Below are 15,784 nucleotides of genomic sequence, written 5' to 3'. Positions count from 1 at the left end.
TTAATAGTCTATTTTTTGGTTGGTTTCACTATTAGTAAACAAATAGCTGTTTTTGTTACCATTAATATTAGTATGAACAATGTTCTGTTGTTCTCTGTATATTTCTGTTAATAATGAATTAAAGATTTCGAAGGTATTTATTTTTTTTGAAATTGCAATTTTACTATAAAAAATTAACACATCTCCTTCCAATTCTTTAGCTAAAAAATCAATATTCTGAGACTTTTTATTGATGGAAATTTTAATTTTTTCTTTCAAATACTCATGAATTAATATATCTGCATTTTCAATTTCTTTTGAAGATGTTAAATAAAATTTCTTTTTAAATTTTTTTTCCAATGCTTTTTCAAGATCATCAATAAAAATACGAGACGTAATTTCTACTCTTTTTTTATTGGGAACAAAATCAATCTGTGTTACGGAAACATAAAACTTATGCCAAGCAAACGAAGTTAATAAAACAACCAAAAAAATAGGTAACAAAACTCGTAGTAAATTCTTTTTCATTTGGTAAAAATAGCAATTATTCTTTTCGTTTTTCAGATTTGAACATTTTTGCTTTAGCCGTTAAATATTCGATGAGTTGAATTTCATATTCTGGTTTCAAAAATAGAGATAAATCTTTTACTGGCATTTCGGCAAATTGAAAAAAAAGTGGTATTTCTTCATGCTTAATTTTTAAAGTTTCCACAAAAAAATGATGCGAAAAACGCTCATACATGTGATCAGAAAAAGATTTTGATTGAATGTCATTTTGCCTTCTTTGTTCAAAAACAAATTCTGAATTTTTCTTGGAATTACTTTTTATCCCTAAAAGTTTACCTATTCCTCTTCCAATGGCTATAAAGTTAAAACTGGATCCATTAGGAGCTAATTGACTTGAAACAGCATTGTTTAATGGAGTTCTTGTCCTAACATCATCTTCATAATGTTTTACAACTTTAGCATCTATTCCGTAAAAAGGTTCACCATAAACCTTAATTCTTTTCACATCTTCTTCCACTATACCTGTCAAGGAATATAAAATAATTTCCAACTCTTTCAATTCATTAACCTTAACCTGAAGTCTAATTTCTAATTCTTCTAACCAGAAATCCCTATCAGTCAAAACATATTTTTTTGAATCAAATGAAACTCCTTGAATATATAAAGTGTCTGTTGGTCTGGCCTTAATGGAGAATTTTCCATCAACATTAGTAATTGCACCAATGTTTGAGGTAATATTAAATACTGTAAGATTTTCAACTTTAATAGAATCTGCTACGATTCTTCCTCTCAAAACTTTTCGTTCTACATGCTGCGCCATTCCTAAATTCGACATAAAGAAAAGAAACAATACTACTAAGTAATTATTTTTCATTCGAAACCTTTTTTGAAAGTTCTAATTCTTTTAATTGTAAATATTCAACCGCTAATTCCGAAAGAACAAAATTTGCCATTATTTTATTTTTATTTTTCATGGCATCAACATACTTATCATTATCAACTATATAAAATAGAAAGCCGTCAACGTATTCATATGGGATTTTTAAAGTTTCTACAAAATATTTTCTTCCAAAATAATCAGAAGTCTTAGCTTGTAACATTTCTTTTCTTTCTACTAGCACTTCTTTCTTTAACATAGCCTTTCTTCCAGTTATGGAATTAATTAATCCATCAACACTCATTCCTCCAAATGGTATTAACAAAGGGCTATACCACTTAAAATCTTCAGCCGCAGCTAATTTTCGTTCTGCAGGAGTATAGCTTTTTTGATTGGCTGGAACTATTCCGAGAGAAACAGCATTGATATTTTTATAATCAATAATGGCTAATTCTTCTAATTCCGTGATGAGTGATTCCATTTTGATTAACAATAAATCACTTTTAAAATCAGTCTCTTTAACTATATATCGGGTTGCCTTTAAATTAACCGCACTAAACTGAAGTGTATCTGAAATTCCAACTTTTATTTTAAAATAACCTCTTGATTCAGTGGTTGTGGGAATTCGTTTGGATAAATTTATTACATGAATTCCTTCCAATAGAGAAGATTCTGAAACTACTTTCCCATTAACAATGGAATCATTTTGCGACAAAACGATTAAAGGATAAAAAACAAGAAACAGAAGTAATCGTTTTGCCATGAATTTCTTTTTAATGTTTCGTAAATTTAGTTGTATTCTATTAAAATGAAATCCTAACAAGATGATAAACTTTTGTTAAGACAAATTTGGTAGCTTTGTAAAAAAATAATCCATGAAAAATATAATTATTGCAAGTACTTCTACTTTACACGGAGGCGAATATTTAGACTATTTACTACCCGAATTGCAATCGTTTTTTGAAAATGTAAAAGAACTTCTTTTTATTCCGTATGCAAGACCAAGTGGTATTTCACATGATGATTATACGAAAAAAGTTAGTGAAGCTTTTGCTAAAATCAACATTGTTGTGAAAGGAATTCACGAATTTGAAAATCCAATAGAAGCCCTTGAAAAAGCACATGGAATTTTCACAGGCGGAGGAAACACCTTTTTATTGGTAAGTCAATTGTATAAAAACAATGTTATTGATACGCTAGAAAAAGTAGTTAAAAACGGCACACCTTATTTAGGAACTAGTGCAGGAAGTAATATTTGTGGTTTAACCATGAGTACTACTAACGATATGCCTATTGTTTATCCACCAAGTTTTAGAACTTTAGGATTTGTTTCGTTTAATATTAATCCTCATTATTTAGACCCAACTGAAGGTTCAACCCACATGGGAGAAACGCGTGAAACAAGAATTAATGAATTTCATCATTTTAATCCGCAACCTGTTGTGGGATTGAGAGAAGGAAGTTGGTTAGAAGTTAAAGGCGATTCTGTAAAATTAAAAGGGAATCTAACCGCTAGAATATTCAAAAGAAACGAAACTCCAATTGAAGTTGCTCCTGAAACCGAACTAAACGATTTGAAATAAAAAAAGCCTTGCAATTGCAAGGCTTTTTGGAAGAGCGGAAGACGAGGCTCGAACTCGCGACAACCAGCTTGGAAGGCTGGAGCTCTACCAACTGAGCTACTTCCGCAGGTGATAATTTTTAAAACTTTATCTTGTTTTGGAGCGGAAGACGAGGCTCGAACTCGCGACAACCAGCTTGGAAGGCTGGAGCTCTACCAACTGAGCTACTTCCGCATAACAAAAGCATTAACTTTTGTGGGTGCAAATATACTTTAAAAGTTTTAGTAATTGCAAATTTTTTTCGATATTTTTTTCAAAGCTATTATCCTAACTTTACCCTAAAATTAAAGCTTTTCTCTAAAATATTAACTTTTAATGAGTTATATAATAATGAAAATAAAAAAAATTAGTTCGATTGAAACTTATACAGTGCGACATGAAGTTTTAAGAAAAGGAAAACCAATCGAAACTTGCCAATTTAAAGGTGATGATGATGAAAATACCAGTCATTTTGGTTGCTACTTTGATGATAAACTCGTTGGAATCATCTCCATTTTTAAAGAAAAAAATAATTTATTTTCAGAATCAAATCAATTTCAAATTAGAGGAATGGCGGTTTTAGAAGCGTTTCAAGGAAAAGGATTTGGAGCCCAATTAGTAAAAAAAGCTGAAAATCATTGTATTAATTTGAATGCTGATTTAATTTGGTTCAACGCTAGAGAAAATGCAGTTCCCTTTTATAAAAAATTAGACTATAAAATCATTGGCGATTCTTTTTTAATTCCAAATGTTGGCATTCATTTTGTAATGTATAAGAAAATACACTGAGAAGTAATTCAATTATTCTTCTTATATTTATATCACAATTGAGGTTTTATGAAAAAAATTGCGCTACTTCTCTTTATTTTTTCTTTTATTTCTTGCAAAAAGGAACCTGCTCCTATTGCGTTTGACAACAGTATCATTAAAGATACTATTTTAAATGTTATCATAAGACCTGTTCATCCTGATTTACTTAGCGAAAAATCCGACAGTATAAAATTGTACTATCAAAAAATGAACTTTCACGAAATTTGGTATTTAGATGAAAACCGAAGAGATTTAATCAATGAAATTAAATTTTGCTACGAAGATGGATTAAATCCAAACGATTATGAAATTAATATTATTGAAGATTTAGAAAGTAAAAGAGCGAAATTAAATGATGAAGACATTGTAAAATATGATATTCTACTTACCGAAACCTTTGAAAAATTAGCTAACCATCTCCACAAAGGAAAATTAAATCCGAAAGAATTATATACCGATTGGGATTTAAAACCAAAAGAAATAGCACTTTCTCCATTATTAGAAAAAGGGATTAAAGAGAAAATCATCGCATCAACCTTTAAAGATTTAAAACCAAATCATATTGTTTACCAATTACTTAAAAAAAGTTTAGTTGAAATTGATAAATTCCCAAACGTAACTTTTGAAAAAATAAGCACAAAAAATAAAATTGTTGTAAACGACACTTTACCCGAAATGGTAAAAATCAAAAAACGTTTAGCCTATTGGAAAGATTACAAAAACAAAGATAGTATTATTACTTGGGCTTACGATACTTTGACTCTTAAGGCGGTAAAACGTTTTCAAGCACGTCATGGATTAGCTCCTGATGGCGTTATCGGAATTGGAACTCTAAAGGCTTTAAACACTACCAAAAGTGAACGAATAGAACAAATATTTGCAAATTTAGAGCGTTGGCGTTGGTATCCATCTGATTTAGGTGAGAAATATTTGATCGCTAACATTCCTGATTATATGTTGTATTATGTAAAAAACAATGACACTGTAAGTTCGCACAAGATTATTGTAGGAAAAGAAAAAAGAAAAACACCAATTCTTACCTCAAAATTATCAAATTTTGTTTTTTATCCAACTTGGACTGTTCCACCAACCATCATAAAAGAAGACTTAACTCCGGCCGCAACAAAAAATAGAAATTATTTTTCTTCTACAAGACTTACAATTTACAACAGCAAAGGACAAGAAGTAAGTCCGTATAACTGGGAACCATCCAAAGCAAAAAGTTATCGATATGTTCAAAAACCTGGAGCTGATAATTCTCTGGGATTGGTAAAGTTCAATTTTGTGAATCGTCACTCCGTTTATTTACATGACACAAATCATCGTGATTACTTTGTAAAATCGAATCGATCTCTGAGTTCGGGATGTGTTCGAGTGGAAAATCCTTTGGCTTTAACAAAACAAATTCTAACCGAAATCAATCCTGAAAAATGGAGCGGAGGCGAAATTGATTCAATTCTAAAACAAGAAAAAACAAAGACAGTGTCCGTTAAAGACACTGTAAATGTATATTTATTTTATTGGACGAGTTGGATTGAAAATGACAAACTCCAGTTTAGAGATGACATTTACGAACTCGATAAAGCATTATTTCTAAAATTAAGGAATCGCGATTAATAAAACTTTGCGTTAGCAAAACCAATAAAAAAAGCGATTACATAAATGACAACTTAAAAAAATCAAATCCACATTTATGAAACTAACTTAGATTTTGCCACATAAGTTCTTGATGGATGATAAATAAAAATACAAGACTTTCCTTTAATAGTTTCAATCAACTCTTTGTGGACTTCGTAAGGAACAGCAGGACAGCCTTGACTTCTTCCTAATCTTCCTGTATTTTTAATAAATGACTTGCTTACATAATCTGCGCCGTGAACCACTACCGCTCTACTTCTAGCATTATGATTAATTCCGTATTCCATTCCGTCTAAACGTAAAGATAATCCGTGTTTTCCTGTATAAGTTTCCCCTGTAATGTAAAACCCTAAACTGCTTTTGTAAGACTCATTCTCATTAGAAAAATCCGTTGCATATTCAGAACCAGAATTTCTTCCGTGAGACACCAATGATTTTAAAATCACTTTTTGTGTTTTCATATCAATAACCCACATTCTTTCTTGAGTAGATGATAAACTAAAATCAACAATCGTTAAAATCTCATTTTCGATTTTTCCTTGTTGTTTTAACTGCTCATATCCTTCAAAAGCAGCTAAAAAACTTTCATAAGTTGGTAAAGAAAACCCATTAGCATCAATAACAGTGTAGAATGATTTACTTTTAGCTTCAAAATTAGCTTTGGCATTTGCTGCAATTAATTTAGGATCTGTAGATTTAACTTCATTCTTATTACTTTCTACAGTATTTAAAGGCTTGAACGAAAAAATGCAAAATAAAATTAGGGGTAAAAACCTGTAAATCATTGTTAATCTTGTAGTTGTATTATTGTTGTGATGTGCCAAATATATTTATTTTTTTTAAACCCGCAAACTTTTTTATGCATTTATCGAAATTTTTAACTTTTAGTCGATTATTCGCACAAAAGTTAAACATTATATAAAAAAAGTAGACTTATGTAGTAATCCAATATTTTTGCATACAAAAATTTTTACATGATAAATAAATTCGGCATCACTCTATTTATTTGCTTATCAAGCATTCTCTTTTCGTTTTCACAAACCAAGAAAAGTGTTTCTACAAAGAAAACAGCTGAAAACATATCTATAGATGCTGAACTAAATGAAGAATCATGGAAAAATGCAGAAATTGCAACCGACTTTGTTTCTTTAGAACCTAAAAATGGAACACCAATTCCAGAAGAATTCAAAACCGAAGTAAAAATCATGTATTCCGATGATGCTATTTATATAGGAGCTGCCTTGTATGATCCGAATCCTGAAAAAATTCTAAAAGAACTTGTTGAGCGAGATAATATTGGAACATCAGATTATTTCGGTGTCTTCATAAACGGATATAACGATGGTCAACAAGAGTTTCGCTTTTTTGTAACAGCAGCTAACGGACAAATTGACACTAATTTCACCTCATCAGGTGGTGAGGATGGTTCATGGAATGCAATTTGGGAAAGTAATGCCCGAATAACCGATTTTGGTTATGTGATCGAAATGAAAATCCCTTATGCAGCACTTCGATTTCCTGAACAAGACAAACAAACCTGGGGAATTAATTTTTTTAGAGAAGTACGAAGAGAGCGTCAAAAGTACACTTGGAATCCAATCGACAATAAAATTGGAGCTGTCTCTCAACAAGCTGGCATTTTAACTGGGATTGAAAAAATTAAAACTCCAACACGATTATTTTTAATTCCTTATTCCTCTTTTTACCTTTCAGGAAGTGAAACTCAAAAAACAAAAGGGGAATTAAAAGGCGGAATGGATATAAAATATGGAATAAATGATGCTTTTACTTTAGATGCCATTTTAGTTCCCGATTTTGGCCAAACAAAATTTGATAATGTTATTTTAAATTTAGGTCCGTTCGAACAACAATTCAACGAAAACCGCCCTTTTTTTACGGAAGGAACGGATATTTTTAGCAAAGGAAACCTCTTATATTCAAGAAGAATTGGAGCAACACCTAATTTAAATCTCGAATTAAATGAAAACGAAAGAGTTTTGGAATTACCTTCAGCTATTAATCTTTTAAATGCGTTAAAAATTTCAGGAAGAGATAAAAATGGCTTAGGAATTGGTTTTTTAAATGCCGTTACAGAAAAAACGACAGCAATAGCCATTAATGAGATGACGAATAATTCTAGAGAAATTGTGGTTTCGCCTCTAACGAATTACAATGTAACCGTTTTTGATCAACGATTCAATCAAAATTCATCGGTAACTTTTATCAATACTAATGTTACCCGAAATGGAAGTTTTAGAGATGCCAATGTTTCTGGACTATTATTTAATTTAAACAACAAAACTAATTCCTATAATTTATCTGGAGAAATTAAAACAAGTAGCATTTATGACGAAATAAGTTCGAACGGACTAAACACTTCCTTATATTTTGCGGATACTAATGGGAAGTTTCGATATACTTTTGGAGGAAATTATGTTTCAAAAGATTATGAAATAAATGATTTGGGTATCAATTTTAGAACCAACTATTATTCCTTTACAGGAAACACAAGTTACAGAATCTTAAATCCAAACAAAACCTTTAATACGTTTAGAGTAAACCTGAATTCTTATTTTGAATTTTATACGCCTACTAATCAAATTCAAGCAAGTGTTTTTAGTACCAGCTTAAATTCAACTGACAAGAAAAATCATTATTATGGCGCTGGAATTAATGTTAACCCATTTAAAAATTATGATTATTACGAACCTCGAGTTGCAAATCGATATTTTGTAAATCCAACAAATGTGGGCGGATTTTTCTACTTTTCATCAAATTACAACTACAAATTTGCTATTGATGTTGAACCTTTTTTAACTCATGTAATCAATGAAAACAGATATGAAGCTGGAGTTAACATAAGCCCTAGGTATCGTTTTAGTGATAAATTTTCATTGGTTTACAGTTTCAACTACTTCAAACTGAAAAACGACATTGGTTGGATAGATTTTGAAAATTCAAACATCATTTTTGCCAGAAGAGATAGAGATACTTACACGAATTCTATCACAAGTAAATTCTCGATAAGCAGCGAAATGAACTTTAATTTATCTGTAAGACATTATTGGTCATTGGCAGAAAACAACAAGATAAACAACTTAAATGAAGACGGAAGTTTATCTACAAACACAACTTACACTGGAAACAGAAACTCAAATTTTAGTACCTGGAATCTAGATTTAAGCTATTCTTGGTGGTTTGCTCCAGGAAGTCAAATGTCGATTTTATATCGTAACAATGCTTCCACTTTTGAACGTCAAATAAATAAAGACTTTGGTTCTAATTTTTCCAATTTATTTGAAGACAATTTGAATCATGTTTTGTCTGTAAGTGTTCGTTATTTCATCGATTACAACCAAGCTAAAAATTGGATTCGAAAAGGTTAATTTACTTAATCGTTTTCGTAATTTTAAGTCGCTTTTTTATTTAAAAATTGACCAATTGCTTATATTTGTGCAAACACACAAAAATGAACAAAAAAGTTATTTTAATGATATTAGATGGTTGGGGAAAATCACCCGACCCAAAAGTTTCGGCTATTGATAATGCCAACACTCCTTTTATAGATAGTTTATACACAAAATACCCAAATGCTCAATTAAGAACGGATGGTTTAAACGTAGGCTTACCAGAAGGTCAAATGGGAAATTCTGAAGTTGGACACATGAACTTGGGCGCTGGAAGAATTGTTTACCAAGATTTAGCCAAACTGAATTTAGCTGTTGAAAACAAAACTATGAGTCAAGAAAAACCGCTCATAGATTCGTTTGAGTATGCTAAAAAGAACAACAAATCCATTCATTTTTTAGGATTGGTTTCTGATGGTGGTGTTCATTCTCACACTTCGCATTTAAGAGGTTTAATTGATGCTGCTCAAGAAAGTGGCGTTCAAAATATGTTTGTTCATGCCTTTACCGATGGGCGTGATGTAGACCCAAAATCGGGAGCTAAATACATTTTAGATTTAGAAAATTATCTTCAAAATACGAATGCTAAGTTAGCATCTATAATCGGAAGATATTATGCAATGGATCGAGATAAACGCTGGGAAAGAGTAAAATTAGCTTACGATTTAGTGGTGAATGGCGAAGGAATACATTCGAAAAATGCGGTTGCAAGCATCAATGAAAGCTATGCTAAAGAGGTTACCGATGAATTTATTCAACCGATTGTTATGGTGGATGAAAACAACAATCCAATTACAAAAATCCAGGAAGATGATGTAGTGATTTTCTTCAATTTCAGAACCGACAGAGGAAGAGAATTAACCGAAGTTTTATCGCAAAAAGATTTTCATGAGTTCAACATGCACAAATTGAATTTATATTATGTAACCATGACCAATTATGATGAAACCTACGAAAATGTTCATGTAATTTATGACAAAGACAACATTACGGAAACACTTGGTGAAGTTTTAGAAAAAGTAGGTAAAAAACAAATTCGAATTGCAGAAACGGAGAAATATCCGCATGTTACTTTCTTCTTTTCAGGCGGAAGAGAAGAACCTTTTGTGGGCGAAACTCGTATTTTGAAAAATTCGCCAAAAGTAGCTACTTACGATTTACAACCTGAAATGAGTGCTTTCGAGCTAAAAGATGCTTTAGTTCCTGAACTCAAAAAAGGAGAAGTAGATTTTGTTTGTTTAAATTTCGCCAATGGTGATATGGTTGGGCACACAGGTGTAATGGAAGCTGCAATTAAAGCTTGTGAAGCGGTTGATGCTTGCGTAAAAGAAGTGGTTGAAACTGCTTTAGAAAACAATTACACCACAATTATCATAGCCGACCACGGCAATTGTGAAACTATGATTAACCCTGATGGGTCACCAAACACTGCTCATACTACTAATCCAGTTCCTATTATTTTAGTAGATAAAGAACTTACAACTATTCAAAATGGTGTCTTAGGTGACATCGCTCCTACTATTTTAGATTTAATGGGAATTGAAAAACCTATTGTTATGACTTGTAAATCTTTATTATAATGAAACGTATTTTATTTATTTTAATTTGTTTATCATTTGTTGGATGTACTTCGACTTTCAAAGCTTCTAATGGTGAGGATGGAAAACCTGGCGAAGATGGAAAACCCGGAACCGAACAAAAAGGTGCTGATGGTGAAGACGGAAAAAATGGAAAAAATAAAAGTACAACAATAGGTATAAAAGCATAATTATCAATCCCGATTCGTCGGGATTTTTTTGAACGATTCTAAAATAAAAGTTAAACTTTTGAACTTTGATAGTAATACTATTATATTTGCATTGTTAAATATTAAGGTATGCAAAATTTACTATCCAACTTAAAAATAACCATTAACGAAAAACTGTATGTTAAGGATCCTGAGACTTCTGAACTTGGGCTTAATATTTTAAAAAACAGCATTCTATTAATAGACGAAATTGGATTTGAAGCTTTCACATTCAAAAAATTAGGGGAAAGAATTCAGTCTAACGAAAGCTCTATTTATCGTTATTTCGAAAATAAGCATAAACTATTGGTTTATCTAACTTCTTGGTATTGGTCTTGGATGGAATACCGAATGGCGTTTGCGACAACCAATGTTTCAAATCCAGTTGAAAAATTAGAAAAGGCAATTAAATTAGTTACCGAAAATATAGCAGATGATAACGCAACTCCACACATTAATGAAGGAATTCTAAGCCGAATTATTGTAGAGGAATTTACAAAAACCTTAATGACAAAAGAAGTTGACAACGAAAATAAAGAAGGTTTTTTCTTAGTTTATAAAAGAGTTATCAATCGCATAATTGATATTATAAAAGAAGTAAATCCAAATTATCCATTTGCAAAAAGCTTAGCTTCAAATATTGTAGAAGGTTCCCTTCATCAACATTTTTTAAAAAATCATTTAAAAACTATAACCAATTTATCTGAAAAAGAATGCGCAACTGAATTCTATACAGATATGGCTAAAAAAATACTACTATGACCCCTTTAAAAAGATTTAAAAACCTAATACTAATCGACAAACAAGACATTTATCAAATATTTCTGTATTCCATAATTGCAGGATTAGTTAGTTTGTCTTTACCCCTTGGTATTCAGTCAATAATAAACTTTATTCAGGCTGGAAAAGTAAGTACATCTTGGATTGTTTTGGTGGGAGTTGTAGTACTTGGAGTAACTTTTGTTGGATTATTAAAAATCATGCAGTTTCGAATTACAGAAAACTTACAACAAAAAATATTTGTTCGTTCTTCATTTGAATTTGCTTATCGCTTCCCAAAAATAAAATTCCACGAATTACACAATCAATATCCACCAGAACTAGCGAATCGATTTTTCGACACTTTAACTGTTCAAAAGGGATTTGCGAAGTTATTATTAGATATTTCAGGAGCTGCTTTGCAAATTTTTTTCGGGATTTTACTTTTGTCCTTATATCATTCTTTTTTTATCTTTTTTGGGATTGTATTATTGATATTACTCTACCTAATCTTCAGAATTAATTTCAATATAGGATTAGAAACTAGTTTAAAAGAATCTAAATACAAGTACAAAATAGCACATTGGCTTCAGGAAATTGCTAGAAATCATTTAAGTTTTAAAAGCAATTATATTTTCAATTTTTCCTTACATAAAAACGATAAACTAGTTAACGAATATCTCAAACAAAGAGAGAGTCACTTTCAAGTACTTTTAAAACAATTTATTCAACTAACGGGTTTTAAGATTATAATTACAGCAGGATTACTGATTATAGGAGGATTATTGGTGATTAACCAACAAATGAACATTGGACAATTTGTTGCAGCTGAAATCGTAATTTTAAGCATAATCGCAGCTGTCGAAAAACTTTTTTCAGGATTGGAGTTATCTTATGATGTATTAACATCGCTTGAAAAACTAGGATCGGTTGTGGATATGGAATTAGAGGAAGATATCCAAAATTCAAATTATCTAGTAGATAAAAACAATATTACGATTGAAACAGAAAATGTATCATTTACATATCCTAAATCAGATAAAGAAATTTTAAAAAATGTAAATCTATCCATTCAACCTAAGCAACATACACTAATCTTAGGCGAAAATGGTTCTGGAAAAACGACTTTAATTCGATTATTAGCAAGATTAATAGAACCCACATCAGGAAGTATTTTCATAAACAATACCAATTATAAAAAATATTCTTCTGATGAATATCGCTCTAAAATTGGGATAATAACTGCTCATGAAATGCCCTTCGAAGGTACCATTTTAGAAAACATCACTTGTAATAATCCCGAAATTAAAATAGATACCGTTTTTGAATTAATTGAAAAATTAAAGCTTACCGATGCTATTAAAGCACTACCAAAAGGATTAGACACTCGTATTTCATCTGAAGGAAAACAGATAAATTCTTCAACCATTCAAAAAATTGTTTTGGCACGTTGCATTATTAACCAACCAAAATTATTGTTTTTAGAAAATCCATTGGACAAATCAGATGAAAACAGTAACAAAGAAATTATAGATTTCCTTTGCGATGAAAAACATCCTTGGACTTTAATAGTTGTAAGTAAAAATAGTTATTGGTCAAAAATATGCAAACAAACCATTCTTCTAGAAAAAGGAGAAATTAAAGCTATTTAATTATGTTAAATATTACAAAAAATAGAATTGATCAACATGTAAAGCTAGACCAATTCAAATCGGGGCAAATATTTAAAGAACAAAAGCATTATCAAGTAATTAGAAAAATTATTTGGGCATTTGTTATCATTGTAGTTTTGTTTCTTTTTCTTCCTTGGACACAAAACATTCAAGGAACAGGAAATGTTACTACTTTAAAGCCAAATCAACGTCCACAAACCATACATACAGCAATTGCCGGTAGAATTGAAAAATGGTATGTTAACGAAGGTGATTTTGTAAAAAAAGGTGATACTATTTTATTTATTTCGGAAATTAAGGAAGATTATTTAGACCCTAACTTAGTTGAAAATACTGGAAATCAAGTAAAAGCAAAACAGAATGCGGTAACTTCATATGCCGAAAAAGTTAAGGCTTTAGAAGCTCAAATGGGGGCAATTGAAAACGAAAAAAACTTAAAACTAAAACAAGCACAAAACAAATTAAAACAAGCGTATTTGAAAGTTCAAAATGATAGCATTGATTTTGAAGCTACAAAAACACAATTAACGATTGCTAAAACACAATTTAATCGTTCTGTAAATTTAAACAAAGAAGGCTTAAAACCTATGACCGATGTAGAGGAAAAAAGAGTAAAACTTCAAGAATCGGAAGCAAAAATTATCACGCAAGAAAACAAATATATTGCAAGTAAGAATGAAGTTTTAAACGCCACTATGGAACTTAATAGAATTAGCGCTGAATATGCAGAAAAAAATGCTAAAGCGAGTAGTGATAAACAAACTGCATTAAGTTCTCAATTTGATACAGAGGCACAAGTCAACAAACTTAAAAATCAATACACTAACTATCAAATCAGAAATGGTTTATATTACATCACAGCTCCACAAGACGGATTTGTAAACAGGGCTTTGCAATCAGGTATTGGGGAAACCATAAAAGAAGGCACGCCAATTGTAAGCATTATGCCCGCTAAATACGATATCGCGGTTGAAACCTATGTGAATCCAATGGATTTTCCACTAATCAATAAAGGCGAAAAAGTTCGTGTATGGTTTGATGGTTGGCCTACTATTGTATTTAGTGGTTGGCCTGGTGTTTCCTACGGAACTTTTGGTGGAATTATAGTAGCAAAAGAAAACTTTATTAGTCCAAACGGTAAATATCGTGTCTTAATTGCTCCTGATCCAAAAGACAAAAAATGGCCAGAGCAATTGAGTATTGGTGCAGGAACTCAATCTTTAGCTTTATTAGATGATGTCCCGATTTGGTTTGAAATTTGGAGAACTTTAAATGGTTTCCCGCCTAATTTCTACCAACCAACAACTACTGAAAAAGCAAAAAAATGATGAAATCAAAAGTATTCTATATCCTTATTTTCATTTGTAGTTCGGTGTTTGTCTTTGGACAAAATTTACCAACTGAATTCTCCTACAATGAATTTTTAGGCTATGTAAAAAAATATCATCCTTTAGTAAAACAAGCGGACTTAAAACTCAATGAAGCACAAGCCAATTTGATGCAAGCTCGCGGTGCTTTCGATCCTAAAATCGAAGTTGACTTTAGTGAAAAACAATTCAAAGACAGCGAATATTATTCCATTTTAAATAGTAGCTTTAAAATCCCAACTTGGTATGGAATTGAGTTAAAAGCAGGATTTGACAATACTGAAGGAATCTACTTAAATCCAGAAAACACTTTGCCAAATACGGGATTAACTTCGTTTGGAATAACTGTTCCTGTGGGACAAGGTTTATTTATCAACCAACGCATGGCCGATTTGAGAAAAGCTAAAATTGCTCGTAATTTGAATGTTGCCGAAAGAAACTTACAAGCTGTAGAAGTAATTTATGAAGCTTCTGTAAGTTATATAAACTGGAAAAGAAGTTTTGATGAAGTAAAGTTATACGAGACGTATTTAGAAAATGCCTTGATAAGATATGTTGGTGTTTCAAAATTAATTGAGCAAGGAGACAAACCTGCTATTGATAGTGTTGAAGCTGGAATTGCAGTTAAAACAAGACGTTTAAATCTAGAAGATGCGAAGTTAAAACTAACGAAAGCAAAGCTAGATTTATCGAATTATTTATGGTTAGAAAACAACATCCCATTAGAGTTAAATGATAATTTACAGCCAGAAAATCTATTATCAACCACAATTAAAGAAACACTTCAAGTTAATGAACTTGGAACAGTTGATTTGGACAATCATCCTAAAATTCAGGCATTAGAAGCAAAAATAAACATGCTAAAAGTGGATCGAAAATTAAAGGCAAATGCGCTCCTACCCAAGTTAGATTTAAGCTATAATTATCTTTCGGAACCCAGTTATATTGATAATTATCGCTTTGAAGATTATAAGATTGGCGCAAACTTTTCATTCCCAGTATTTTTGAGAAAAGAACGCGGAAGTTTAAAACTAGCCGATTTAAAAATTCAAGATTCGGAATTTGGATTGCAATTTGAACGTAAAAATTTAGAAAACAAAATCAAAGCGCAACAACAAGAAATTACATCACTTCGAAAACAAAGAGAATACAATAACAGTTTAGTTAAAGACTTCATCCGTTTATTGAATGCTGAAGATCGATTGTTTGAAATGGGAGAAAGCTCTTTATTCATTATCAATTCGAGAGAAAACTCTTTAGTGAGCTCTCAAATAAATGAAATCGCATTAGAAAATCGATATTTAAACTCTATTATTGAATTGTTCAAAACATTAGCTAATCTGTAAAAAAAAACCTTCGCAATGCGAAGGTTTTTAGCTC

14 protein-coding genes and 2 tRNA genes are annotated in these 15,784 nt (G+C 31.1%); 10 read left to right on the top strand and 6 right to left on the bottom strand.

All coding sequences use genetic code 11. The features are described from left to right. From NAT47_RS01195 to NAT47_RS01185, 3 genes are read right to left on the bottom strand one after another with little or no spacing between them, the layout of a single operon-like run. Positions 1-507 carry a DUF6702 family protein gene (locus NAT47_RS01195; protein WP_250579582.1) on the bottom strand — a complete coding sequence of 169 codons (507 nt, stop codon included), beginning with the start codon at positions 505-507 and terminating at the stop codon, positions 1-3. A gap of 16 nt (positions 508-523) precedes the next feature. After that, positions 524-1,360: a hypothetical protein gene (locus NAT47_RS01190; RefSeq protein WP_250579581.1), complete on the bottom strand. Its 837-nt coding sequence runs from the start codon at positions 1,358-1,360 to the stop codon at positions 524-526. Next, entirely contained in the window at positions 1,350-2,126 is a 777-nt protein-coding gene (locus NAT47_RS01185; protein ID WP_250579580.1) for a hypothetical protein, read from the bottom strand. The genes NAT47_RS01190 and NAT47_RS01185 overlap by 11 nt, the downstream gene beginning before the upstream one ends. Before the next feature lie 112 nt (positions 2,127-2,238). Between NAT47_RS01185 and pepE the strand changes: the two genes are divergently transcribed. Further along, positions 2,239-2,946, top strand: coding sequence for a dipeptidase PepE (gene pepE, locus NAT47_RS01180; RefSeq protein ID WP_250579579.1), 708 nt, complete (start codon positions 2,239-2,241; stop codon positions 2,944-2,946). Positions 2,947-2,979: 33 nt separating this feature from the next. Here pepE and NAT47_RS01175 read toward each other — a convergent pair. After that, positions 2,980-3,052 (bottom strand) — tRNA-Gly (locus NAT47_RS01175). 31 nt (positions 3,053-3,083) lie between these two features. Continuing rightward, positions 3,084-3,159, bottom strand: a tRNA-Gly gene (locus NAT47_RS01170). Positions 3,160-3,300: 141 nt separating this feature from the next. On the opposite strand from NAT47_RS01170, the gene NAT47_RS01165 reads away from it, so the two are divergent. Both NAT47_RS01165 and NAT47_RS01160 read left to right on the top strand, forming a co-directional pair. Further along, positions 3,301-3,753, top strand: coding sequence for a GNAT family N-acetyltransferase (locus NAT47_RS01165; RefSeq protein ID WP_250579578.1), 453 nt, complete (start codon positions 3,301-3,303; stop codon positions 3,751-3,753). Positions 3,754-3,801: 48 nt separating this feature from the next. Next, on the top strand, positions 3,802-5,391 hold the full coding sequence (locus NAT47_RS01160; RefSeq protein ID WP_250579577.1) for a L,D-transpeptidase family protein: 1,590 nt from the start codon (positions 3,802-3,804) through the stop codon (positions 5,389-5,391). Positions 5,392-5,465: 74 nt separating this feature from the next. Here the strand turns inward: NAT47_RS01160 and NAT47_RS01155 are convergent, their stop codons facing one another. Continuing rightward, positions 5,466-6,236, bottom strand: coding sequence for a murein L,D-transpeptidase catalytic domain family protein (locus NAT47_RS01155; protein ID WP_317236564.1), 771 nt, complete (start codon positions 6,234-6,236; stop codon positions 5,466-5,468). A 150-nt stretch (positions 6,237-6,386) separates the two neighbouring features. On the opposite strand from NAT47_RS01155, the gene NAT47_RS01150 reads away from it, so the two are divergent. The 7 genes from NAT47_RS01150 to NAT47_RS01120 all read left to right on the top strand — a co-directional run bounded on the left by NAT47_RS01150 (position 6,387) and on the right by NAT47_RS01120 (position 15,750). Next, positions 6,387-8,798 carry a DUF5916 domain-containing protein gene (locus NAT47_RS01150; RefSeq protein WP_250579576.1) on the top strand — a complete coding sequence of 804 codons (2,412 nt, stop codon included), beginning with the start codon at positions 6,387-6,389 and terminating at the stop codon, positions 8,796-8,798. 83 nt (positions 8,799-8,881) lie between these two features. Next, positions 8,882-10,399 (top strand): 2,3-bisphosphoglycerate-independent phosphoglycerate mutase, encoded by a 1,518-nt coding sequence (gene gpmI / locus NAT47_RS01145; protein WP_250579575.1) that lies wholly within the window; start codon positions 8,882-8,884, stop codon positions 10,397-10,399. Next, positions 10,399-10,587 carry a hypothetical protein gene (locus NAT47_RS01140; RefSeq protein WP_250579574.1) on the top strand — a complete coding sequence of 63 codons (189 nt, stop codon included), beginning with the start codon at positions 10,399-10,401 and terminating at the stop codon, positions 10,585-10,587. The genes gpmI and NAT47_RS01140 overlap by 1 nt, the downstream gene beginning before the upstream one ends. Before the next feature lie 108 nt (positions 10,588-10,695). Next, entirely contained in the window at positions 10,696-11,367 is a 672-nt protein-coding gene (locus tag NAT47_RS01135) for a TetR/AcrR family transcriptional regulator (RefSeq protein WP_250579573.1), read from the top strand. After that, positions 11,364-13,016, top strand: coding sequence for a peptidase domain-containing ABC transporter (locus NAT47_RS01130; protein ID WP_250579572.1), 1,653 nt, complete (start codon positions 11,364-11,366; stop codon positions 13,014-13,016). The genes NAT47_RS01135 and NAT47_RS01130 overlap by 4 nt, the downstream gene beginning before the upstream one ends. A 2-nt stretch (positions 13,017-13,018) precedes the next feature. Further along, positions 13,019-14,365: an HlyD family secretion protein gene (locus NAT47_RS01125; RefSeq protein WP_250579571.1), complete on the top strand. Its 1,347-nt coding sequence runs from the start codon at positions 13,019-13,021 to the stop codon at positions 14,363-14,365. After that, positions 14,365-15,750 (top strand): TolC family protein, encoded by a 1,386-nt coding sequence (locus NAT47_RS01120; RefSeq protein WP_250579570.1) that lies wholly within the window; start codon positions 14,365-14,367, stop codon positions 15,748-15,750. The genes NAT47_RS01125 and NAT47_RS01120 overlap by 1 nt, the downstream gene beginning before the upstream one ends. Positions 15,751-15,784: the final 34 nt, after the last annotated feature.

The sequence above is a fragment of the Flavobacterium fragile genome (genome assembly GCF_023634865.1).
Taxonomy (GTDB): domain Bacteria; phylum Bacteroidota; class Bacteroidia; order Flavobacteriales; family Flavobacteriaceae; genus Flavobacterium; species Flavobacterium fragile.
The sequence above is the reverse complement of the archived record's forward strand: the minus strand, read 5'-3'. Positions and strand labels throughout refer to the sequence as shown.

Bases quoted from the DNA above. Each gene is read 5' to 3' on its own strand.
- NAT47_RS01195 (WP_250579582.1), bottom strand. From the start codon at position 507: ATGAAAAAGAATTTACTACGAGTTTTGTTACCTATTTTTTTGGTTGTT.
- NAT47_RS01190 (WP_250579581.1), bottom strand. From the start codon at position 1,360: ATGAAAAATAATTACTTAGTAGTATTGTTTCTTTTCTTTATGTCGAAT.
- NAT47_RS01185 (WP_250579580.1), bottom strand. From the start codon at position 2,126: ATGGCAAAACGATTACTTCTGTTTCTTGTTTTTTATCCTTTAATCGTT.
- pepE (WP_250579579.1), top strand. From the start codon at position 2,239: ATGAAAAATATAATTATTGCAAGTACTTCTACTTTACACGGAGGCGAA.
- NAT47_RS01165 (WP_250579578.1), top strand. From the start codon at position 3,301: ATGAGTTATATAATAATGAAAATAAAAAAAATTAGTTCGATTGAAACT.
- NAT47_RS01160 (WP_250579577.1), top strand. From the start codon at position 3,802: ATGAAAAAAATTGCGCTACTTCTCTTTATTTTTTCTTTTATTTCTTGC.
- NAT47_RS01150 (WP_250579576.1), top strand. From the start codon at position 6,387: ATGATAAATAAATTCGGCATCACTCTATTTATTTGCTTATCAAGCATT.
- gpmI (WP_250579575.1), top strand. From the start codon at position 8,882: ATGAACAAAAAAGTTATTTTAATGATATTAGATGGTTGGGGAAAATCA.
- NAT47_RS01140 (WP_250579574.1), top strand. From the start codon at position 10,399: ATGAAACGTATTTTATTTATTTTAATTTGTTTATCATTTGTTGGATGT.
- NAT47_RS01135 (WP_250579573.1), top strand. From the start codon at position 10,696: ATGCAAAATTTACTATCCAACTTAAAAATAACCATTAACGAAAAACTG.
- NAT47_RS01130 (WP_250579572.1), top strand. From the start codon at position 11,364: ATGACCCCTTTAAAAAGATTTAAAAACCTAATACTAATCGACAAACAA.
- NAT47_RS01125 (WP_250579571.1), top strand. From the start codon at position 13,019: ATGTTAAATATTACAAAAAATAGAATTGATCAACATGTAAAGCTAGAC.
- NAT47_RS01120 (WP_250579570.1), top strand. From the start codon at position 14,365: ATGAAATCAAAAGTATTCTATATCCTTATTTTCATTTGTAGTTCGGTG.